Genomic DNA, 18,762 nt, shown 5'->3' with positions numbered 1-18,762 from the left:
CCTGAGGAGGTATGGGCAGGGCTTCAGGAGGTTGATCGGCGTACCTGACAATACGGCCTTAATCATTGATGATCCCATTGTCCTGAGGGGGGGCTTCGGTAGGGGGGGTGTGGAGTGGTTTAGGGAGGGCTTGACAGACTTGATGAATAATTTCGTGAGCAACATAGTCGAGCTTAGGAGGAGGGGGGGTTACAAGGTGGTTGTTAACCCAACGGGTGGCTTCAAGCCTGAGTCCGCGTACCTAACCGTGGTCGCCATGTTGGCTGGGGGGGCTTGGAGGGTGGTCTACACTCACGAGACGTTTAGGGACGTCGTGGAACTACCAATGCTACCAATAACCCTAGACAGCAAGTACGTGAACGCACTAAGCCGAAACCCAACAACCGAGGAGCTAAGGAACGCAGGCCTAGACCCCCCCGAGGACCTTAGGGAGAACGGCGTGATAGATATTAGGGGTGGCGAGGTCATCGTTAAGGAATGGTTCAAAAAATTAATTGGTATAATTATTAGGTGATTCAATAATGAGTAATGTGAAGAGGGTATACATAGCTACGTGGGGGGGAAACCCACTGGGGGGGTGGAGAGAAGGTTCTTATCAATGTGGTGATGAGGACCTCTGCGGCTCAGGGAAGTGCGATGTGAGGAGATCCTACTCCTCAATTGTGTGCATGAATAATGCGGATATTTACGTAATTTACGTGCTCGATAGCGTGATAACCGCATCAACTAAACCGCAAGATCTAAAGCTGTTGAGTGCGCCAGGAAATACTCATTATGCGCTAATAATGAATGCAGTAAATTAGCTCCGCCAAGCACGGTAGACGATTTAAGTAAGTGGCGTGAATTGGTAAGGGGGGGCTACATTGAGTGCATTGTTAAGGAATTACTTGGCGATGCTCGTAATGTAAAGGTTGTTGTGACATCAGTTAAGGGTCGATTAGGTGATTGGGAGTTCACGGGTAAGAGTAACCCAGATTTAATAGCCAGTGAGTTGCTTATTGAGCTTTGGAGATATATTAAGGATTTAATTACAGATGATGTGGACCTACACTTATTCCTCGATGTCACCCACGGTATAAACTTCATGCCGACACTCACGTACCAAATTACCAGATACATAGCTACGCTGGCCCTAATAAAGGGTGCGGGTAATACATACATAAGGGTTTACAATGCATTACCCGGTAGCTCTGAGGATAGCTTTGAGGTTGTTAAGCTAATCAACGATAGCATCAAGCGGTTGGTGCTCCCTCAGGATACGCGCAGCACCATCGTTAAGGCACTGACATACGGGGGGGCACTGGCTACAATACCGAAGATATTAAGTAAGGAGCACGTGTGTGATAAAAATTGTGATAAAGATTACGACAATTTCCAAGTCAATGCCAAGATAAATCATGGGGGGGATAAGAAGGTTGAGTACGAATTCAAAGGCGGCATAAAACCGAACGACGTGTACTCAAGGCTTATTGAGAAATTACTATGTGAGGATAAGGTGTTTAGCCAAGCGGTGGAGAAGGGGGGGGTGCGGTGAGACTTAGTGACTTAATGAGGCATAGGTTGATTGGCAAGCTTAGTGATGTGGCTGAGGTCATAATTAGGGATGAACTCAACGATATGTACAAGGTGATTGATAAAGCCGTGAAACTAGGCATTAAGGTCTATGGCAATTACTACTCGGATATTATGGCGCTCATGCACCACGAGGGATTTCACGACCAATGCGCATGTAGGGGGGGTGATGAGGATAAGAGGAACTTCATAGCCCATGCCGGGTTACTAAAGAACTGCACAAGGATTATTAGTTATAATAACGAATACTGCATCATGATAGACGACGAAGCATTAAAATGCCTACAGTAACGTAAGACTCAAAACTCCCCCATCAAACGAAAGGATATTAAATAATCATGTAATAAACTAAATCCCTGAAAAATTACATTACTCGCTCTACTCTTTCAATATTCCTTTAAAATCCTCTGAGCGGTTATGTATCAATTCCGCCTAGCTACTTGTTCGTGACCATCTTTAAATATTCTTTTAAAAATCCTCTACAGCAACTTCGTAAACACCATCGCCATCGGGGGGGTCTTAGTTCTTTCAATATTCTATTGAAATCCTCAGATGATGAACCCCCCCTCGACCCAGAGGAAATGGACGACGGCACGCTCTTTCAATATTCTATTGAAATCCTCGCTACTACCCTCGGGTCGTTACCCAGGACTGCCCTCACCACGTGGACCTTTCAATATTCTATTGAAATCTTCGAATCAACTCTCCACTCTTTCGTTTTGTTATTCATTCTCAGTTGCTTTCAATATTCTATTGAAATCTTCGTGGGCGATGACTTCGTCGATAAGTACCTAAGTCCATTAATTAACTTTCAATATTCTATTGAAATCTTCCCGTCCATACTGCGTTGTGATGATATCGAGTGGCTCATTTACAGCTTTCAATATTCTATTGAAATCTTCACGGCAAACCTTAAGCTACGCTCCGCATCAAATTTCATTTCCCTTTCAATATTCTATTGAAATCTTCCCCCCCATGCCCCCCCTTGATTGCCTTATAAACACGCTATATTATATAATCTTTCAATATTCTATTGAAATCTTCAGTGTCGTTGTTGGTGAGTTGCCGTGCGTGCTCATCCTAGCGACGAAGACTTTCAATATTCTATTGAAATCTTCTCGAGTGGTGCTACAACGATTTACGCCGGCGGTGGCGGTGGTGGAGTATACTTTCAATATTCTATTGAAATCTTCTCGGTGGTAATTACGATATTGTCAGGCGTATTGGCTTGATTGGGGGGGCTTATCTTTCAATATTCTATTGAAATCTTCCAGCTCGTTACTTTATTAGGCCCTTTATAAGCATTATCTACCCCCCCTTCTCTTGGTTTTTGTCGGAACTTTAAACTCCATGTTTGTTCATGTTGCGTGTCTGTTCTAACGGTGTTTACGACATAGGTAATATTGTTCCTGCGTTATCATTCTGTTTCTCAAAAACGAGCTTGTTCCAACGACATTAGCATGGGTTGCCGTGGGCAGGTACTCGAGGCTAACCTCTTGGGGGGGTCGGTCACGAAGTTCTATGGGTAAATCCCCAACGCCAAAGACCCTAACCCTATCAAGAAGCCTATTAAGCACGGGAGAGGGAGTGAACTAGGGAGTAATAAGTACTCATGTGGTGCATGGGGAGAGACGCGGCAGGCACGACGTAATGTGTAATCAGGGAAATTCCCAAGAAGCACCACCGACAAAGCCAAGGAGTATGCTCTCATGCTTTCTATTTTGCAATGTATTAAGTGTCGTTGGGGGGGTGGGCTTGGTGTTTAGGGGTGGAAATTCCGTGAGGGCAAACACGATTCGCAAGAGTCAGGGGGGGCAGGAAGACGTACCAACGAGAGCCAAAGAAACAAAGTGGCTTCTCGCTTTTTGGAGGTTTGGCTTGAGTTGTTTGTGCTGTTGCTTGGGGATTTGGTTGGGCCGTGTCTTGGTTCATTAATCGTGGGCTATCTTCTTTAGTATTTCATTGGCTTCCTTCTCCCTGCCTAGCTCGGCTATTAATTGCGTTAATTTCTTAATCAGTACTACTAGGTCCTCTATCGCGTCTTTTCTGTCCGCGTAGTCACTGGCCCCCCCGCGGTAGAGCCCGTTGTATGCGTACCTATGTAGTTTTAGGGCCAGTGAGTTTATGCCGACGGCTTCCTTATAGCCCAGTTCCTCTAGTCTCCTCGCTATTACGTTGAGCCCTGTCGTTGGGGGGGCTAGAAAACCTATTTTTCTGTACCACTCCCTCTCCTTATCGTCTCTAGGCATCTTATCCATGTTCAGTGAGACTAGGGCACTAACTATGGCTTTCCACGCATGAATGCCTTTTGCGATGCGTTTCTGCTGTATCCCCCCCTCTCGAGGAGTTCAATGGCTAGGTTAAGCTCGATTATCGCCTCCTCAAGCCTGAAATTTACGTAATTCCCTAAGTCCTTAACCTGGGGTACCAAGCCTTCGCCCATTTTATGAAAATCAGTAATGAATACCTTAATAAAATCTCCTAGTCCTACATCAATTAGTCATTTATATCTATGGCTCATAACCTAATTATTGAATTTCTTAAGGGTATTGATTGTCTTGATGTTGTACAGAGTCGCTTGATAAAATGAGGAGGGGGGTGTTAACTGGGAAAATTGAATTGAAGGGTTACAACGTAGGTCTCAACATTATTAGGGGGGTCTTTGCGATAAAATTAAGCGGTATGGCAATTATTAATTAATGAATTCTTTCGCATTGTTTTGTTTTTATCTATATTCTTTCTTAGTCTTTTGTTTGGTTTTATAAGATTATTTTTCAGGTGCATAAAATGCGCTTAATTTTATTATTTTTATTCATTTGAATACTTCGTATCCTTGTATGAGCTCGGGTAGGGATAAGATAAGCATGATCGTGTTCTCGGGGACTGAGGACAGGTTAATACCGGTCGGTGTGATTTCGCAGGCGGCTACGGCGCTTGGTTATGAGGTGAATATATTCTTCACTGGATGGGCAATGTTTAAGCTACTGAAGAACCCAACACCACCCGTTTGGCCTAAGGAGTTTGAGCAGTTTGTGCCTAGGCTTCAGGAGGGTATGGCTAGGATAAAGGCGCGACGTGGCTGGACATGCTCAGGGAGGCTAAGAAGATGGGTGCTAAGGTCTATGTATGCTCAATGATGGCGTCAGCGGCCGGCCTTAAGAAGGAGGACTTCGACCCAGCGCTTGTTGATGATGTTGTTGGCGTAACAACATTCCTGGAAATGGCCAAGGGAGGGCAGGTACTCTTCATATGAGGTGATGGACATGAGTCAGGGCAATAAGATCCTCGTGGATGCCAGGGGGGGAATTGCCTGTCCAGGACCCATTACCGAGGTTGTTAAGGCGTATAGGAATGCAAGGAATGGTGATGTAATAGAGGTTTGGGCCACGGACCCAGGTTTTGAGCCGGACATAAGGGCTTGGATACAGAGGACCGGCAACCAGCTCCTGGAGCTTAGGAAGGAGTCTGATAAAATAGTCGCCGTGATTAAGGTAACTGCCAAGAAGTGATTTAAGGCGGTTTATCATGTCCACGGTTAAAAAGAAGGTAGTTATTATCGGAGGCGGCACAGGCGGCGCAATGCTCGCTAATAGGCTCCCAAGGGATGAGTTTGAGGTCACGGTCATAGATAAACAACCCCATAATTACTTCTGGCCCTGGCTACTCTACATAGCCTTCAGGGGCTCCAGGAGGCCCATTAAGCGTGAGATACGCTCGGTGCTTAAGCCCTGGGTAAACTTCATACAGTCCGGCGTAGGGGGGGTTGTTAATCTTCAGGATAGGTACGTGGAGCTTGAGAATGGGAAGAGGCTTGAGTATGACTACGTAGTGATAGCCACAGGGGGGGCCACTGTGGATTACTCGAGGGTTCCCGGTCTCGATAAGGTCACGGAGATGTTCGGTAATTACCATAGCAACGAGGAGAGTGCCTGGAGGGTTTGGCAGACATTGAACGGCATGAGAGGGCACATTAGCGATCATACTGGCTCCAGGTGCTTATAGATGCCCGCCAAGCCCGTTGGAGGGTACGTTCCTCGCCGAGGAATTCTTCAGGAGGAGGGGCTTGAGGGATAAGGTGAGGATTGTATTCGCGACCTTCTACCCAAGGCCGTACCCCCCGCCGAGCCCATGAATGAGTTAATAGAGCCGCTGCTTAAGGAGAGGGGGGGTATTGAGTACATAACCTTTTACACGCTTGACCACGTAGACCCTGAGAGGAGGGTTGCCTATTCCATGGAGGGTGAGGAGCTTAAGTTCGATGCGGCAATAGTCATACCACCGCACGTTGGTGTTGATATTAAGTACGTACCGGAGGATGTGTTGGATAGTGATAGGTTTGTCCAGGCGGATAAATTCACGAATAGGGTTAAGGGGGGGTTTGATGATGCATTCGTGATTGGTGATGCCTCGGCTCTTCCCGTCGCCAAAACGGGGGGGGTTACAGCCCACCTACAGGCCAGCGTTGTGGCTAGGATACTCCAGGGTGAGGATGCCCGTAACACGGGCCGTACCAACTGCCCATTTGATGTTGGTTATGGCCTTGGCACCTTCGTGATAAGTGACTTCAATAATCCAACGATTAAATACCCAATAAACAGGATTAACCATCTGTTCAAGGTCGCCTTTGCAGCCACTTATTGGGACATGATACTATACCCAGAGCTCTGGGACCCAATATTTGAGGCTTACTTTGAGGCTACAGAACCGGCAAAGCTTCGTCACCTATATAGGTGAGTGGTATGGTTGAGGGTCAATTAGAAATTGAGAGTAAGCTTCTCGAGGTATTAACGCCAGAGTACCTGGAATCGCTCATTAAATTCCTCAAGATTATAAAGAGATTAGATGAACTTGGCATACTCGATTCATTAAATAATTTATTAAATAACGAGGTCATTGAGGACCTCGCGAAAAACCTACTAACCACAAACACCATTAAATTATTCAATGAATATGACAAGGTTCTATCAATAATAGCAAAGCTCACGGAACCCAGCATAAGGATGGTGTTGAGAAGGCCCTTGACCTCATAGGTGCAATGGGTAATGTTGGCCTTCTTGATATGTTAAAGGACGTGCTTGGGGGATCCTGAGGTATTGAGTGAGTTGGTACATACTTTAATTAATGATAATAGCATGTACTTAATGACGAACCTAGACGCATTGTTGGAGTTCATGGCGCGTATTAGGTGCTGTGCTTATGTGGCTTCCCTGAATGCTGCTAGGGAGGTTGCTGTTGATGGTAAGTCCGTCATTGAGACAATGAATGAGTTGTTAAGGGATGCCGATGCCAGGAGAGGATTAAGGTTCCTATTACTAGCGGCTAAGTACCTCGGTAAGCAATTAGCTGAAAGTGAAATTAAGTAAAATTAAGGGCTTCATTTACGTCTTTGAGTAAATAATGTAGGCTTCATTCCATTAAAATCATGATCCTGGTCATACTCCTTGAGTGTTAATCCATCATCACTCATTGTCAGTATGTATGCCTTAATGTAATCCTTCAATTGAAGCCTTTCCCTAGTCACTATTATTCGAATTATGGTGCTCTCCCTCTTATACGACACCTTATCCTCCCTACCCATTAATAGTAATTCAAGGGCTACCTGAATTGGTGAGACGCCGACAACCCTGTATATCATTACGTGATTATGATCAGAGGATTCATATACAGCATCTATGTATGGCTTCACAACTTGGGAATCAAGTAGTGCATCCATGACCAATGCCGCAGAGCCCCCGTTACTCGTTACCGTGTATACAACCTCCTCAAAGCCCTGCGGTTCATAATTAATTAACCTCTGCATTGCGCAGGTACATTTAGTGAACTCGAGATAACTTGTTGGGACACTATCCGTGTAAAACGCCACAGCCGTAGCCCTTAACACCCTGTAAATCCTAAATGTCATGCTTGGTATTGTGCCAAGCCCAACATCTATTACATAGAGCCCAGGCGATACATCAACCCTATCCTGAGTAAGATTCCTAAAGTTAAGCCTATACATGTACCTCCTCCTCTCCTTCACGTCCAGGTAAGTCTCAACAAACCCCCTCTTGCGCAGCAGATTAATGGCGTTCCTCGCGGTTCTAGCCCCAAGCCCCGTACCATCTATTATCTCCTTAAACGTGACGTAGGTCTTATTATTTATTAAATGCTCGAACTCCAGGTAATTGAGGATTAACCTAGCCGAGAGAGGTAATTCCTCGAGTACACCTACTGTTTCCTCTTCTTCATTGCGTTTATTAATCATTTCAAATCAAGGTCTGTGAAATCAATAAATAAACTTTCTTTCCGTCTTAGTGTCTGTTAAACCCGTACCTCTTGATTATGTAATTGTAGGCCGAGTATGCGGCGAGGGCCCCCTGCCCAGCAGCCACCACTATCTGCCTAAAGTCCCTTGGCGTTAAGTCAACGCAGTCCCCCCCAGCCGCGTAGATGCCCGGTACGCTTGTCTCCATTAGGTGATTGACCTTTACGTATCCGTCCTGCGAGAGCTCAAGCCCAATCCTCTTGAACAAGTCGACTGGAGGCTCCGCGCCTATTTCGACAAATAAACCATCAAGTGGTAATTCAAACACCTCCTTTGTATCGACCCTCTGCAGTATTGCCTTCCTAAGTAGTTTATCGCCCTGTAACTCCTTAACCACGGTGTTCCACATGATCTCTATCTTCGGATTCTTAAGCAACAGGTCCTGGTAATACTTCTGGGCCCTCAATTGATTTCTCCTGTGTATCATGTAAACCTTACTAGCATACTCGGTCAATAACAATGCCGCTGACGCCGCCGAGTCGCCGCCGCCAACCACCGCGACGACCTTACCCTTAAACAACGGCGCATCACAGGGCGCGCAGTAGCTGACGCCCCTGCCGTTGAATGTATCCTCGCCAGGCACGTTAAGCTTCCTCTTCTTCTCGCCGACGGTGATTATTATGGTCCTAGCCGTGTACTCATCACCATTTAGTGTATAAACCTTGAATAGGTCGCCATCCCTCTCCACGTTTTCCACGGAATCGATCACAATGGGCACATTGTAGTACTTAACGTGTTCCTCAAACTTATTGACTAGGTCTGGGCCCATGATCCTTGTGTAGCCGAGGTAATTCTCAACCCAGCCAGCCTTAGCCACCTGCCCGCCGATCTCCTCAGTTATTATTATTGTGCTCATGCCGTACCTAGCCGCGTATATGGCTGCCGACATGCCCGCCGGTCCTCCGCCGATTATTACTGTGTCGTATACCTTGCCCGTTAACTCCTCACTAACTCCAAAATCCATCTTGGTAACTGATATCTTAAATGCACTGCTCATTGAGCCGTAAAAGATGGAATTCAATAAAAACCTAACGCAGCTAATTACTAACCATTGTGAATGCAATTTCTTAACACGGAATCCCTAATCCTCTGCGCATTCTCCTCGGGCACTGAGTCGTACGTGAAATTACCGCCACCGGTCTCCATGCCGGCCGCGTACTTAATCTTATCCTCCTCCCTCAATATGCCATAAACCTCGATGTGCAGGTGATAGTATGGATAATCACCCTTCAACGGTGCCTGGTGCAACACTAATATGTATGGCATTGGCTTATTAAACACATGTGTTAATCCGCACAGCGACACCTTAAGGATCTCCGCCAAACCCCCCCTAACCTCCTCCTTAGTAAGTTCCGTAATTAATTGAACATGCCTCCTTGGGTAGATGTGAACCTCAAAGGGCCAATGCGAGTAGAAGGGCATGAAGGAGACCCAATAATCATTACTATGGATTAATCTCACGCCGTCCCTGAGCTCAGCGCCTAGGATGTCGCAAAACAAGCACCTACTACGCTCATTGAAGTACTCCCTGGCACTATTGAGTTCTCTTTCCACCTTACTTGGCGTGAATGGTAATACGTATATTTGACTGTGAGGGTGCGTTAACGATACCCCCCCTATTTCTCTACCCCCCCTATTCCTAAACCAAAGAAAGTAATGCGCATAATCCCTACTTGACTCCTCCCTCACCTTATTAATTACCATATTTAGTACATATTCAATCTGATCAATGGGTAGGTCACTAATATCGTCAATATTGTGCTCGGGGGTTTCAACAACCACGTAGCACCTACCCATTGACTTACCGGTCCTATAAAACCAGTGATTGCTGGGTTCGGGTGGGTTCTCCATGAGCATTGGGTACTTATTCTCAAGTATTAGGGCTCTCCACCCATAGCCAGTCTCTGGATTTCCGGGGGGGCAGAATGGGCAGTAATTACTTGGTTGCCACGGCCTAAAACGCCTAATGTTCGACACTAAAACCCACTCCCTAAGTGTTGGGTCCCACCTAAGCTCCATGACGGGCTTATTAACCATGCACCATCACCCCCCCATTATCTATACTGACGACCCAGCCCCCCCTCGGGGCCAAGCCCCCCCTACTTAAGACCTTGTTCAGTATTTCCCTGGCGGTAGTCTCATCCCTAACAAGCGCAATGACTGAACCGCCTAAACCCGCCCCCCCGGACAACTTAGCCCCCCCATAGGCACCCTCACTCACCAGGAAGTTAACCAGCTCATCTATTACGGGTAAGCTAACGTCATAATACTCACTGAGTAATCTATGTTGATAGGTCATGACCTTACCAATCATGGCCTCCCTCCAGTCATAACGGGAAATCAAGCTATCCACCTCAGCATTACTTAGGTTAAGTGTACTCGCTAGGTCTTTAATATCGACATTACCTCCCTAATAACGCTCAATGCCAGTTTCGTACTTTCATTAGCCCTCAATGTATATAATATCCTCCTTTTAGATGCGTTATCCAACCCCCTCAATAAATTGACTTATTTCGCCCTCCCTTATCTCGTCCCAACGAACCTCCCAATAATGGGCACCAAGCTTTCTCCTCAAATTCCCAGGTATGTCCATACTAAGTAATTTACGGAGCCCCCTCATCAATCTCCTGTTGACGCTTAGGATGTATATCCGCGGTACTATGCCTAATGCCAGTGTCAACGACGAGGAATACCCCATTAAGGCGTGGTAAGACCTCGACGTTGTAAGGAGGCTTGGTCTCTATAACAACAATATTGCCGAAGGCGGCCGCGTATTGATCAAGCCTGCCGCAGGGTATGTTCATAACGTCGTGTTCAGCCTCATAAGCTATCTCTGCCATGCTCTTCCTATCAAGGTTAAACCCATTAATGGCATTGATCGCCGAGGCCAATGCCACCAATAATGTCCCACTACTCCCAAGTCCTGAGGCTATTGGCACATTACTGCGTATCCAAGCCCTGAAGGGATTGATAGAGTATCCACGCTTAATAAATGCCATTACAAGGCTCTAACGTAATCGCCAAACCACTTGCCACCAAGCAATTTCAATTCACCCAGTGAGAACTTATCGACATACTCCACATTATCATCTCTCAAATTACCTGATGCCACCGTAAACTCGCCCTGGGACTTGGAAATGGCTATGTAAGTCCTTAGGTTAATACCAACGGCAACAACGGGTAACCCCCCCTTATAGTCCTGGTGCGTATTAAGGAAGTCCAGTCTGCCGGGTGCGGAGGTTACCAGAGTTGGCTTGTCATTAAAGAATTCCCTGAACTCCCTAGTAACCGCGTCTACGGACATAACTACTGAAGTGTGTCTTTATATCATGGTATTAAAGGATTAAAGGATCACTTATTGATTAGATATTAGTGGTTAGGGTTCGTAAGGAGGTCATTATGGGGGGGTTGGCGCCCCCCCTTTATGGATCCATTAATATTAGAAAACGACCATGTGCTATGTGGCGGATCTAAGAACGCATTGGTAAGTATCAATACTAGGAATTAACGAACCACTAAGGGCTATACCCATTATGCCTTTAATAAGGCTTCCTGAGTTTGGCTATGAAGAAACCTGGTGTATCATGTATGTGAGGATAGAACCTAACAACGGATTTCCTATACCTATCGGTTAATCCGCCAGACGCGTTGGGAATGCTTATGTCAACTATCTCGAAGCCCAGGCTCTCGGCATAGGCCATGTTGTCCTCATTCTCAAGGGGTGGTATTGTACATGTTGAGTAAATGAGGATGCCCCCCCGGGCCTCAGTAATCTCCATGCGACCTTAATGAACTGTCTCTGGTATTCTGCTGTGGACTTTACGGCTCCATAGTCTTCACATCAAAGAGCCTGGGCCTAACGCCCATGTCCGTGCAGGGTGGGTCAATCAATACCTTATCCACGGAGTTAACTAGGTCCGGCCTATCAACGTCTAGGTACCTCGTGTCCCTAACCTCAACCCTATAAAGACCACCCATGCCGAGCCTACTTAGGGTCTCGATTAATTCCCTAACCTTACCCTCACTCCTATCAAATGCGTGAACAATAGCCTTACCATTACTCAATTGTATTATATGGCTCGCCTTACCACCAGGTGCTGCGTTCATGTCAACAACAACCTCACCAGGCCTTGGATCAAGTACACGACCAACCCACTGGGCAGGTAAGCTCTGGTCGTAGAAAAGGCCCAATTCGTACTCCCTCATCTCCCTAACCTTAGGCATCGTATAAACACTAACCAATGTCTTAACGGCTATGCCGCGCCTAGTATTCAGTACCTCATCACCATCAACCTCGGCAATTCCAAAGGCCACGACCTCGCCATCGGGGGGGCTATGACGTTGACCTCATCACCCCCCTCCTAATGTCTTTATCCATCTTGATAATGCCAGGTACGTATAAGTTAGCGCCCACGTAAACGCTCTCGGAGGCCTTCTTATCAGCAAGTACGTACTTACGTGCCGATGGCACCTTATTGGGTCCCTTAACGGGGAACCAGAGCGCCTCAGGCAAGTGCTCATCCTGGTAAATATCTATGGATTTTTCACGTAGTAGTTTCATCAATTCCTCGGGGCTTATCCTCATTGTGTTAGCCCTCACGTAATACCTGCTTGGTGGTTTCCTCACGCTATCAAAAATATTCTCCAGCTCACTCTCTGAGAAGTATTGTAGGAGGTATTTATATAATTGATAATCTAGTCTATGTCCCTTAACGACCTCCACCTCCTTCCTTATGGTCATGTTACTTATCATTCAGGCTTGGGTCTGTGTCTCACCGTAATTGCTTAAATCCCTTAACCTCCTCAGTAAAATGTTAACGGCATTATTGGGGTTCTCCTTAGCCAATTTCCACAACTCCATACTCTCAGTAATTATGTACCTAAGGACCCTGGACCTGGTCTTGACGGGTTTATTACTCTCAACCCTGACATAACCATCGTTCGCTAGTTTACCGAGGACCTTAGCCGTCTTCAATATGTCTGCGTGTTTGTCATTAAGCCCTGCAAACTTCAGTAATGATCTTGCCTTAATGGTTACCCTTCTGCCCCCCCTACTCTTACTTACTAAATCAACGAGCGCTTTTATGATCCTTGAGTCATACTCCTCCATACAGCGTGTATTATAATTAAGGCCCTTATAACAGTTTTTCACTGGAGCGCAAACGCAAATCATTTTTTAAATGGGACTGGGGGGGATAATGCCACGTGGAGCTTAACGATAAGAGAAGGGCATTGTTAATGGAGCTTCAATACAACTTTCCAATAACGAGAAGGCCATTCCTTGACATAGCCAGGAGGATTGGTGAGGATGAAGATTGGGTATTGGATGAAACGAGGAACTTAATGAGTAACGGTTTGATTAAGAGGATTGGCGCCATCGTGAATTACAGATCAAGAGGATTGGTATCAGCACTAATTGGTGTTAATGTACCAAGCGAATTAATAGATGATGTTGCCAGGGCCATAAATTCTGACCCGCAGGTCTCGCATAACTTCGTTAGGGGGGCATGCCAGGTACAACGTGTGGTTCGTTACGAAGGCCAAGAGTAAGGAGGAATTGATAACGAAGGTCTCCAATACCCTGACAAGGTTTGGAATTAATGATTTCGTGATTTTAACGGCATTGAGGACCTATAAGATAGATGTTAAGTTCGACTTAATTAACGGGGTATCCAGAACGAAGTCGATGATTTTACCACTTAATGTACCGTCTATAGAATCAACAGGGCTCCCGATGGAGTTCTTTAGGAAGTTAAGGTCAATAGGCATTGAGCAGGAACCCTTCAATGAATTGGCGAATCTGGCAGGCACTAACGTTGATGGGTTGAGGGACTTAATCAGTAATCTAATGAAGGTCGGTATAATAAGGGACTTCTACGCAACCCTAGACTCAGACAAAGTGGGGTTTAGAGAGAATGCCATGGTAGTCTTTAAAGCGACCCCAGAAATTTGCGAGAGGACTGCGTTGTTTGAGGAGGCGACGCACGTGGTGCTTAGGGAGGTGACCCTTGGTTCCTGGCCATATAATTGTTACTTCATGATACATGGTGTTAGTAGGGATGTGCTTGAGAATGCAATAGGCAATATAGTGAGGAGGCTCGGTATTAATGAGTATGAAGTGCTTTATAGCATCAGGAATTTACTGCCTGAAATGGCAAGGAGACTTGAGTTAACTAATACGTGATGGTGCCTTCGCCCTACTAACTAACCAATATGCCAACGCAAGTACGAGAATGCTTGCAACCAGTAGCACACCGTAGTTAAAGGAGGCGCTTGGTGACGCGATGTAGAGTAGTAGTTCTCTTGAGATTGCCGTGAGAACCACGGCAAGTACTAGGTCAACGACTACGGTACCGGTCTTTATGTATTCCAGGAACATGTCAACGAACTCTAGGGCTATGACCACTAGGAATACTCCAGATAGGGCGCTCAATATCTCTACGTCGGATATTGAGGAGGTTGACATTAGCGACATAATATCTTTAATGGCTAAGTATAATGCCACCGCGCCTAATATCACGGTTATCACTATTATTACCACATACAATGCAATGCTCACGTACCTAAAAGCCCTCACAATATCCTTAGTGTTCATTAATCATGAACTTCAATAGGCATTTTTAGGTCTTTATCATCATTTATCATTTAATAATAAACCGTGGTTCAGGATCAATTATGATGCAATAATATTTTTAAGGCCTCATCGTAGAATCCTTATCGTGTCCTTAGAACGGCTTTATGAGATTCTCAGGAATGTTGATAGTAAGGTTGATGAGGTGTACAAGTTAAGGGATAGTAGCGATGCCGAGATTACCAGGTTAATAAATGAGGTTAAGGTTAAGGTTCAGGGTGAGGTTGAGGAGTACATAAAGAGGATTATTAATGAGTACAGGGAGAACAGGTCTAGGGAGATTGAGAATGAGGTGAGCAAGTACTCAGAGCAGTTACGTAAGGAGGTTGAGGAGTTCAGGAGGAGGGTTAATAATGCAATTGATAAAACGGTTGATGAGGTTGTTAAGGCATTAATTGGTGAGTAAGGGAAATGTCGAGTAATTACGTAATTAAATTAACAGCACTTGGCCCTAGGGTTAGGGGGGGGTTGAGGGCTAGGTACTTGAGCAGGGATAAATTAAGCGCGTTAATACTGGCGCAGTCGCTTGATGATGCCGTAAACGTGCTAAAGGGTACCGAGTATGGGGGGGATGTCCTTGAGAGGCTGGGTAAGATAGTTGATGAGGCCCAAGTAACTAATGAGGTTAGGTCCCACGTAATTAGGTCAATAAGTTCATTGGCATCGTCAGTACCATCACCGGCATCCGCCGTCCTGAAGTCATACCTAATGAGGTTTGAGCTTGAGAATGTTAAGGTAATCGCCAAATCATTAATGAGGGGGGGGTTAGAGGGTGTTGGGTCGGTGGAGGGCCTAGTCAACGTAACGGTTGAGGAAGAGCTTGGTAGAAGGCATGTTTTGGCCGCGATAATGAGCGTTAGGGATGTTGAGGATTTACGTAATAAGTTAATGGAGCTTCAGCATCCAGCCGGCCCAGCGCTTGACACCTTCATAAAGGTCGGTAAGCAGAATCCTCAATATAATGTAATGCTTATCGATACATTAATTGATAAGCCTTCATAGAGTACCTAATGCATTTGGCGAGAATTGATTACTCAGTTGGTAAATTCATTAAGGAGCTTGTTGATTTCTATAACCTTAATGTAGTATTGAGGGGTAAGTTATGGGGTGTATCACAGGAGTTGATTAATGAACTAACGATACACTCAGGCAACGTATTTGCTACCGCTGTTAAAATCTACAGCGAATCACCCACGAGAATTCTCGAGGAAATAGCTTCAGTATTTCCACCCGTAGACCAATTAATTAAGGTGGCTGGTTCCTCAGACCTTAGGTTATTGGTTCAGTACCTTGGCCCATTCAGCTACAGGTTTGCCAAGGACCTTGAGGACTCAATGATATCACTATTTACGGAATTCTCGCCAGGTGCTGCCCTGGCTGCCGTGCACTTTAAATTCGTCGAGAGTGAACTTGTTATTACGTTATTAAATGCGTTCCTGGAGGGTGTACCCAGGGATTTTATTGCTAAGCTCTATGGTCAAGTTATTTAATATTCTTTATCTCCTCAACCTTCTTCAGTAGTTCCTCCTTAGATTTATTTATCCTCTCATTTATTTGCTCAAGGTATTTATTCACGATTTTCTTCGCCTCCTCCTGAACAATCTCATTAATTCCTGGCATCAACCTCTCATAACCGGCAAATTATAAATACTTTATGCCCCATGAGATTGCCTAATCTTAAGGGTTAATGAGATGGCAAGGACTATTAATGAAGCTAGCAATAATACCAATGCATATGCCCCATAGGAGTTACCGGCAGTTCTGCTTTTCATGTATGCGATTGATGATACGATGGCATTACCATGTTCAATGCATGCGCCATTCACAAGCACATTGACTATCGTGTTTATACACGGGCATGATAATGGAACGGCTGGTTTAATCAATATATTGATGCTGTTATTAGCGTATGTTGTTATGAATAGTGAATATGTGTAGGGTGTATAGTCAATGACCTTTCCATTACTCAATACGGTAATTGATACATACCCACTACCAAGTATTGTGGCGTTTACCGTGAGAATGCACGAACCCGGCAACGTAATGTTAACCCACTTACTCGTTGGGTTATAGATGTTAATCACGACCTGCGACTCATTACTTACTCTAACATAACTTGCTACCGGTATTAACGTGATTTCACGAGCCACTACCGAACCATTATTTAGCCTTTCGGGTTGCCCATTATTTATCGAGACTAATACATTGCCAATCACGGAATTATTAATTTCAACCGCCCTGGGAAATACGCAGGTTGTGTTACCCCTTAACTCACCATTTACACATGTGTATGTAATGACTGCACCCTGACTTACTGGTATCACCAGCAATACTAAACTTATGATCAATAGTATTAGTGATATAATCTCCAGGTAATTAATGATTGTCGAGGTCCTCGGCATCGCTAAACCCTACGGAAATAATTACTTATTGAATCCCAATCCTCCTTACTTAACCTCCAGCCCATGGCGCCCGCATTCTCCTCAATATGCTCAACCCTACCTGCCTTTGGTATTGGCACCAGATTATCAATGCCAACGTACCAATTAAGCACAACCTGTATTGCCGTCTTACCATACTTCCCACCAATCCTCCTCAGGAAATCATTACTGGCAAACTCACCCTTCTCGAGTGGCGTATATGCCAGGTAGAGCATGCCATTCCTCTGCACGTATGGTATTACCGAGGCCTCATCAACCCTATGTAGAAGGCTATACCTATTCTCCACAGCGGCAATGTCATACTTACTGAAGCACTGCCTAGCCCTCTCAATACCCTCAACATCAAAATTACTCAAGCCAACAAACCTAACCAAGCCATCATCTATCAACTCTCAAAGGCCTTCATCGTCTCGCAAATAGGCACATCAGTGGCAGGCCAGTGAAGTAGGTAGAGATCTATGTACGTGCCCAGCCTCTCCCTACTCGCCCTAGCAGACCTAATGACGTCATCATAGCGGGCATGGTTCGGCCAAACCTTGGTAACTATAAAGAGTTCCTCCCTTGGGAAGCCCTTTATCGCCCTACCGACTAGCTCCTCCGCATGGCCACCACCATACATCTCCGCCGTATCGATGAGAGTCACCCCCCCCAACTCAATGCCCTCCTCAACGCCCTGACCCAACCATCATCATTCGAATAGTCGGGTGACCAGAATCCACCACCTATACCCACGTTCCCATCCCAATTACGGAAACCCTACCATTTATTGATTTTATGTACTTAGTATCCTTACTCAATGGCATAGGCAATCATGGGAGTACCTCCATGAAGCTTATAAGGGTTATGCCGAAGACACAATGAGTTAGTTCTTGTATCGAATTATCGCATTAATTTGATATTATTCATTATTAAATATGTGTATTGAATTAAATTGATCTAAATATAAAAATCCTTATTAATAAGTGCTATGTAATAGGTAAAATGATGTCTGCAGAATTAGGCGAGAGGGAGAGGACAGTCCTGAGGATTATTGGCGACGCCTGCGATAGGAAGGGTCAGGATAGTATCAAGCTCGAGGAGGTTTCTGAACGCTTTAAGATAGCTGGTTTTAATATTAATGATGTCATGGACGTGCTGTATAGGCTTGAGGACCTGGGTCTAATTAGGCTTGAGATAATTGGTTATTCAACGATAATTCACATAACAGATAAGGGTAGGGGCATCTACAGGTCTCTATAGCCTCCGTTAGTTTTATGGCGTTAAATTAAAATTTTGTCTTTACGAATAAGTTATGGCGGGTTTAATTAAATGTTTAGGAAGGGCCTTGACCTCATTAAGGAGCCTATAGGACGGTCATTCAGAGCTACTGAACTCATTGATTAGGTTATACGGTGATAACCTAGTTTCACTCATTATTTACGGCAGCGTTGCAAGAGGTGATCAACGTAAGGATAGCGATATTGATATGCTGGTGATTTTTGAGGAGTTGCCTAAGCCCATTTCTGATAGGATTAAGATGTTTGAGAGGGCCGAGGATGAGGTTCAGCCATTACTTGATGAGTTAATGAATAGGGGCTATGCCATTACATTGTCCCCATTAATAAAGACTAGGGAGGAAGCTAGGAGATTCTCACCGCTTTATCTGGATATGACTGAGGATGCCGTGATAGTTTATGATAAGGATGGATTTTTTGAGGGAGTGCTTACAAGAATAATCAATAGGTTAAGGGAGTTAGGCGCGATGAGGGTCTGGGTTAGTGATAAGGCTTGGTATTGGTCCTAAAGAAGGACTATAGATTTGGCGAGGTGATTGA

General features: G+C 45.2%; 30 protein-coding genes, 4 pseudogenes and 1 CRISPR repeat array. Of the genes and pseudogenes, 18 read left to right on the top strand and 16 right to left on the bottom strand.

Going from position 1 to position 18,762, the window contains the following annotated elements; translation table 11 throughout:
* Window position 1 precedes the first annotated feature (1 nt).
* From JCM11216_RS17005 to JCM11216_RS05995, 4 genes are read left to right on the top strand one after another with little or no spacing between them, the layout of a single operon-like run.
* Entirely contained in the window at window positions 2-514 is a 513-nt protein-coding gene (locus JCM11216_RS17005) for a putative CRISPR-associated protein (protein ID WP_243675432.1), read from the top strand.
* 7 nt (window positions 515-521) lie between these two features.
* The gene (locus JCM11216_RS06005; RefSeq protein WP_054853607.1) at window positions 522-803 is read left to right on the top strand and encodes a hypothetical protein; all 282 of its coding nucleotides are present in this window, start codon (window positions 522-524) and stop codon (window positions 801-803) included.
* A 41-nt stretch (window positions 804-844) separates the two neighbouring features.
* The gene (locus tag JCM11216_RS06000; protein WP_054853606.1) at window positions 845-1,534 is read left to right on the top strand and encodes a CRISPR-associated DxTHG motif protein; all 690 of its coding nucleotides are present in this window, start codon (window positions 845-847) and stop codon (window positions 1,532-1,534) included.
* Window positions 1,531-1,863, top strand: coding sequence for a hypothetical protein (locus JCM11216_RS05995; protein WP_054853605.1), 333 nt, complete (start codon window positions 1,531-1,533; stop codon window positions 1,861-1,863). The genes JCM11216_RS06000 and JCM11216_RS05995 overlap by 4 nt, the downstream gene beginning before the upstream one ends.
* Before the next feature lie 92 nt (window positions 1,864-1,955).
* Window positions 1,956-2,843: direct repeats of the CRISPR family, unit length 25 nt; unit sequence CTTTCAATATTCTATTGAAATCTTC.
* 105 nt (window positions 2,844-2,948) lie between these two features.
* On the opposite strand, the gene JCM11216_RS17000 is transcribed toward JCM11216_RS05995, so the two are convergent.
* Window positions 2,949-3,149, bottom strand: coding sequence for a hypothetical protein (locus JCM11216_RS17000; RefSeq protein ID WP_243675403.1), 201 nt, complete (start codon window positions 3,147-3,149; stop codon window positions 2,949-2,951).
* Between the two features lie 181 nt (window positions 3,150-3,330).
* On the opposite strand from JCM11216_RS17000, the gene JCM11216_RS16995 reads away from it, so the two are divergent.
* Window positions 3,331-3,507: a hypothetical protein gene (locus tag JCM11216_RS16995; RefSeq protein WP_243675401.1), complete on the top strand. Its 177-nt coding sequence runs from the start codon at window positions 3,331-3,333 to the stop codon at window positions 3,505-3,507.
* Here JCM11216_RS16995 and JCM11216_RS05990 read toward each other — a convergent pair.
* A pseudogene (locus JCM11216_RS05990) lies at window positions 3,504-4,015 on the bottom strand (PaREP1 family protein). The gene JCM11216_RS16995 and the pseudogene JCM11216_RS05990 sit on opposite strands and share 4 nt — an antisense overlap.
* Window positions 4,016-4,409: 394 nt before the next feature.
* On the opposite strand from JCM11216_RS05990, the gene JCM11216_RS05985 reads away from it, so the two are divergent.
* The 7 genes from JCM11216_RS05985 (at window position 4,410) to JCM11216_RS05965 (ending at window position 6,935) form a co-directional block, all read left to right on the top strand.
* Window positions 4,410-4,709: a DsrE/DsrF/DrsH-like family protein gene (locus tag JCM11216_RS05985; protein ID WP_243675398.1), complete on the top strand. Its 300-nt coding sequence runs from the start codon at window positions 4,410-4,412 to the stop codon at window positions 4,707-4,709.
* The gene (locus tag JCM11216_RS16990; protein ID WP_243675396.1) at window positions 4,679-4,825 is read left to right on the top strand and encodes a hypothetical protein; all 147 of its coding nucleotides are present in this window, start codon (window positions 4,679-4,681) and stop codon (window positions 4,823-4,825) included. The genes JCM11216_RS05985 and JCM11216_RS16990 overlap by 31 nt, the downstream gene beginning before the upstream one ends.
* Window positions 4,826-4,835: 10 nt before the next feature.
* Window positions 4,836-5,081 carry a sulfurtransferase TusA family protein gene (locus JCM11216_RS05980; RefSeq protein ID WP_243675394.1) on the top strand — a complete coding sequence of 82 codons (246 nt, stop codon included), beginning with the start codon at window positions 4,836-4,838 and terminating at the stop codon, window positions 5,079-5,081.
* A 16-nt stretch (window positions 5,082-5,097) separates the two neighbouring features.
* On the top strand, window positions 5,098-5,574 hold the full coding sequence (locus JCM11216_RS16985; RefSeq protein ID WP_243675393.1) for an FAD-dependent oxidoreductase: 477 nt from the start codon (window positions 5,098-5,100) through the stop codon (window positions 5,572-5,574).
* Between the two features lie 126 nt (window positions 5,575-5,700).
* Window positions 5,701-6,306, top strand: coding sequence for a hypothetical protein (locus tag JCM11216_RS16980; RefSeq protein ID WP_243675391.1), 606 nt, complete (start codon window positions 5,701-5,703; stop codon window positions 6,304-6,306).
* A 5-nt stretch (window positions 6,307-6,311) separates the two neighbouring features.
* On the top strand, window positions 6,312-6,602 hold the full coding sequence (locus tag JCM11216_RS05970) for a hypothetical protein (protein ID WP_243675389.1): 291 nt from the start codon (window positions 6,312-6,314) through the stop codon (window positions 6,600-6,602).
* A 63-nt stretch (window positions 6,603-6,665) separates the two neighbouring features.
* Complete coding sequence (locus JCM11216_RS05965; RefSeq protein WP_243675388.1) at window positions 6,666-6,935, top strand: hypothetical protein; 270 nt, start codon at window positions 6,666-6,668, stop codon at window positions 6,933-6,935.
* 11 nt (window positions 6,936-6,946) lie between these two features.
* On the opposite strand, the gene JCM11216_RS05960 is transcribed toward JCM11216_RS05965, so the two are convergent.
* The 10 genes and pseudogenes from JCM11216_RS05960 to JCM11216_RS05935 form a co-directional block, all read right to left on the bottom strand.
* The gene (locus JCM11216_RS05960; RefSeq protein ID WP_054853602.1) at window positions 6,947-7,816 is read right to left on the bottom strand and encodes a hypothetical protein; all 870 of its coding nucleotides are present in this window, start codon (window positions 7,814-7,816) and stop codon (window positions 6,947-6,949) included.
* A gap of 46 nt (window positions 7,817-7,862) precedes the next feature.
* Window positions 7,863-8,873: a thioredoxin-disulfide reductase gene (gene trxB, locus JCM11216_RS05955; RefSeq protein WP_054853601.1), complete on the bottom strand. Its 1,011-nt coding sequence runs from the start codon at window positions 8,871-8,873 to the stop codon at window positions 7,863-7,865.
* A gap of 47 nt (window positions 8,874-8,920) precedes the next feature.
* Window positions 8,921-9,913: a galactose-1-phosphate uridylyltransferase gene (gene galT / locus JCM11216_RS05950; RefSeq protein WP_054853600.1), complete on the bottom strand. Its 993-nt coding sequence runs from the start codon at window positions 9,911-9,913 to the stop codon at window positions 8,921-8,923.
* Window positions 9,906-10,229, bottom strand: coding sequence for a hypothetical protein (locus JCM11216_RS16975; RefSeq protein ID WP_243675387.1), 324 nt, complete (start codon window positions 10,227-10,229; stop codon window positions 9,906-9,908). Before JCM11216_RS16975 ends, galT begins: the two co-directional genes overlap by 8 nt.
* Window positions 10,230-10,358: 129 nt before the next feature.
* On the bottom strand, window positions 10,359-10,496 hold the full coding sequence (locus JCM11216_RS16970) for a hypothetical protein (RefSeq protein ID WP_243675386.1): 138 nt from the start codon (window positions 10,494-10,496) through the stop codon (window positions 10,359-10,361).
* A complete protein-coding gene (locus JCM11216_RS16965) occupies window positions 10,480-10,875 on the bottom strand; it encodes a hypothetical protein (RefSeq protein ID WP_243675382.1) in 396 nt (131 codons plus the stop codon). Before JCM11216_RS16965 ends, JCM11216_RS16970 begins: the two co-directional genes overlap by 17 nt.
* The gene (locus tag JCM11216_RS16960; RefSeq protein WP_243675380.1) at window positions 10,875-11,180 is read right to left on the bottom strand and encodes a galactokinase family protein; all 306 of its coding nucleotides are present in this window, start codon (window positions 11,178-11,180) and stop codon (window positions 10,875-10,877) included. The genes JCM11216_RS16965 and JCM11216_RS16960 overlap by 1 nt, the downstream gene beginning before the upstream one ends.
* Window positions 11,181-11,415: 235 nt before the next feature.
* Window positions 11,416-11,983 (bottom strand): annotated as a pseudogene (locus JCM11216_RS16955) (hypothetical protein).
* Between the two features lie 226 nt (window positions 11,984-12,209).
* The gene (locus JCM11216_RS16950) at window positions 12,210-12,617 is read right to left on the bottom strand and encodes a hypothetical protein (RefSeq protein ID WP_243675379.1); all 408 of its coding nucleotides are present in this window, start codon (window positions 12,615-12,617) and stop codon (window positions 12,210-12,212) included.
* 12 nt (window positions 12,618-12,629) lie between these two features.
* Window positions 12,630-12,986, bottom strand: coding sequence for a hypothetical protein (locus tag JCM11216_RS05935; protein ID WP_054853599.1), 357 nt, complete (start codon window positions 12,984-12,986; stop codon window positions 12,630-12,632).
* 95 nt (window positions 12,987-13,081) lie between these two features.
* Here JCM11216_RS05935 and JCM11216_RS05930 point away from each other — a divergent pair.
* Window positions 13,082-14,060 (top strand): annotated as a pseudogene (locus JCM11216_RS05930) (Lrp/AsnC family transcriptional regulator).
* On the opposite strand, the gene JCM11216_RS05925 reads toward JCM11216_RS05930, so the two are convergent.
* Window positions 14,046-14,471 carry a phosphate-starvation-inducible PsiE family protein gene (locus JCM11216_RS05925; RefSeq protein WP_054853598.1) on the bottom strand — a complete coding sequence of 142 codons (426 nt, stop codon included), beginning with the start codon at window positions 14,469-14,471 and terminating at the stop codon, window positions 14,046-14,048. The pseudogene JCM11216_RS05930 and the gene JCM11216_RS05925 overlap by 15 nt on opposite strands.
* Window positions 14,472-14,595: 124 nt before the next feature.
* Between JCM11216_RS05925 and JCM11216_RS05920 the strand changes: the two genes are divergently transcribed.
* The 3 genes from JCM11216_RS05920 to JCM11216_RS16940 are packed head-to-tail and all read left to right on the top strand — an operon-like array spanning window position 14,596 to window position 15,997.
* The gene (locus JCM11216_RS05920; RefSeq protein ID WP_054853597.1) at window positions 14,596-14,913 is read left to right on the top strand and encodes a hypothetical protein; all 318 of its coding nucleotides are present in this window, start codon (window positions 14,596-14,598) and stop codon (window positions 14,911-14,913) included.
* Window positions 14,914-14,918: 5 nt separating this feature from the next.
* Window positions 14,919-15,509, top strand: a complete 591-nt coding sequence (locus JCM11216_RS16945) for a V-type ATPase subunit (RefSeq protein WP_243675377.1) — start codon at window positions 14,919-14,921, stop codon at window positions 15,507-15,509.
* Between the two features lie 14 nt (window positions 15,510-15,523).
* Entirely contained in the window at window positions 15,524-15,997 is a 474-nt protein-coding gene (locus JCM11216_RS16940; protein WP_243675375.1) for a hypothetical protein, read from the top strand.
* On the opposite strand, the gene JCM11216_RS16935 is transcribed toward JCM11216_RS16940, so the two are convergent.
* From JCM11216_RS16935 to JCM11216_RS05905, 3 genes and pseudogenes are all read right to left on the bottom strand, one after another.
* Window positions 15,990-16,127, bottom strand: a complete 138-nt coding sequence (locus JCM11216_RS16935; RefSeq protein ID WP_243665932.1) for a hypothetical protein — start codon at window positions 16,125-16,127, stop codon at window positions 15,990-15,992. The genes JCM11216_RS16940 and JCM11216_RS16935 overlap by 8 nt on opposite strands.
* Window positions 16,128-16,159: 32 nt before the next feature.
* Complete coding sequence (locus JCM11216_RS05910; protein WP_054853596.1) at window positions 16,160-16,909, bottom strand: hypothetical protein; 750 nt, start codon at window positions 16,907-16,909, stop codon at window positions 16,160-16,162.
* 2 nt (window positions 16,910-16,911) lie between these two features.
* Window positions 16,912-17,751 (bottom strand): annotated as a pseudogene (locus JCM11216_RS05905) (aldo/keto reductase).
* A gap of 178 nt (window positions 17,752-17,929) precedes the next feature.
* Between JCM11216_RS05905 and JCM11216_RS05900 the strand changes: the two are divergent.
* Together JCM11216_RS05900 and JCM11216_RS05895 are read left to right on the top strand one after the other, a co-directional pair.
* A complete protein-coding gene (locus tag JCM11216_RS05900) occupies window positions 17,930-18,187 on the top strand; it encodes a MarR family transcriptional regulator (protein WP_243675373.1) in 258 nt (85 codons plus the stop codon).
* 136 nt (window positions 18,188-18,323) lie between these two features.
* Entirely contained in the window at window positions 18,324-18,731 is a 408-nt protein-coding gene (locus tag JCM11216_RS05895) for a nucleotidyltransferase domain-containing protein (RefSeq protein WP_243675371.1), read from the top strand.
* Window positions 18,732-18,762: the final 31 nt, after the last annotated feature.

The sequence above is a fragment of the Vulcanisaeta distributa JCM 11216 genome, from assembly GCF_001315985.1.
GTDB classification, from domain to species: Archaea; Thermoproteota; Thermoprotei; order Thermoproteales; family Thermocladiaceae; genus Vulcanisaeta; species Vulcanisaeta distributa_E.
The sequence above is the reverse complement of the archived record's forward strand: the minus strand, read 5'-3'. Positions and strand labels throughout refer to the sequence as shown.

Excerpts from the sequence above, each read along its gene's own strand:
- JCM11216_RS06005 (WP_054853607.1), top strand. The coding sequence starts at position 522 with ATGAGTAATGTGAAGAGGGTATACATAGCTACGTGGGGGGGAAACCCA.
- JCM11216_RS05985 (WP_243675398.1), top strand. The coding sequence starts at position 4,410 with ATGAGCTCGGGTAGGGATAAGATAAGCATGATCGTGTTCTCGGGGACT.
- JCM11216_RS16990 (WP_243675396.1), top strand. The coding sequence starts at position 4,679 with ATGGGTGCTAAGGTCTATGTATGCTCAATGATGGCGTCAGCGGCCGGC.
- JCM11216_RS05980 (WP_243675394.1), top strand. The coding sequence starts at position 4,836 with ATGAGTCAGGGCAATAAGATCCTCGTGGATGCCAGGGGGGGAATTGCC.
- JCM11216_RS16985 (WP_243675393.1), top strand. The coding sequence starts at position 5,098 with ATGTCCACGGTTAAAAAGAAGGTAGTTATTATCGGAGGCGGCACAGGC.
- JCM11216_RS16980 (WP_243675391.1), top strand. The coding sequence starts at position 5,701 with ATGAATGAGTTAATAGAGCCGCTGCTTAAGGAGAGGGGGGGTATTGAG.
- JCM11216_RS05970 (WP_243675389.1), top strand. The coding sequence starts at position 6,312 with ATGGTTGAGGGTCAATTAGAAATTGAGAGTAAGCTTCTCGAGGTATTA.
- JCM11216_RS05960 (WP_054853602.1), bottom strand. The coding sequence starts at position 7,816 with ATGATTAATAAACGCAATGAAGAAGAGGAAACAGTAGGTGTACTCGAG.
- trxB (WP_054853601.1), bottom strand. The coding sequence starts at position 8,873 with ATGAGCAGTGCATTTAAGATATCAGTTACCAAGATGGATTTTGGAGTT.
- galT (WP_054853600.1), bottom strand. The coding sequence starts at position 9,913 with ATGGTTAATAAGCCCGTCATGGAGCTTAGGTGGGACCCAACACTTAGG.
- JCM11216_RS16970 (WP_243675386.1), bottom strand. The coding sequence starts at position 10,496 with ATGAGGGGGCTCCGTAAATTACTTAGTATGGACATACCTGGGAATTTG.
- JCM11216_RS16965 (WP_243675382.1), bottom strand. The coding sequence starts at position 10,875 with ATGGCATTTATTAAGCGTGGATACTCTATCAATCCCTTCAGGGCTTGG.
- JCM11216_RS16960 (WP_243675380.1), bottom strand. The coding sequence starts at position 11,180 with ATGTCCGTAGACGCGGTTACTAGGGAGTTCAGGGAATTCTTTAATGAC.
- JCM11216_RS16950 (WP_243675379.1), bottom strand. The coding sequence starts at position 12,617 with ATGACCATAAGGAAGGAGGTGGAGGTCGTTAAGGGACATAGACTAGAT.
- JCM11216_RS05935 (WP_054853599.1), bottom strand. The coding sequence starts at position 12,986 with ATGGAGGAGTATGACTCAAGGATCATAAAAGCGCTCGTTGATTTAGTA.
- JCM11216_RS05925 (WP_054853598.1), bottom strand. The coding sequence starts at position 14,471 with ATGAACACTAAGGATATTGTGAGGGCTTTTAGGTACGTGAGCATTGCA.
- JCM11216_RS16945 (WP_243675377.1), top strand. The coding sequence starts at position 14,919 with ATGTCGAGTAATTACGTAATTAAATTAACAGCACTTGGCCCTAGGGTT.
- JCM11216_RS16935 (WP_243665932.1), bottom strand. The coding sequence starts at position 16,127 with ATGCCAGGAATTAATGAGATTGTTCAGGAGGAGGCGAAGAAAATCGTG.
- JCM11216_RS05910 (WP_054853596.1), bottom strand. The coding sequence starts at position 16,909 with ATGCCGAGGACCTCGACAATCATTAATTACCTGGAGATTATATCACTA.
- JCM11216_RS05900 (WP_243675373.1), top strand. The coding sequence starts at position 17,930 with ATGATGTCTGCAGAATTAGGCGAGAGGGAGAGGACAGTCCTGAGGATT.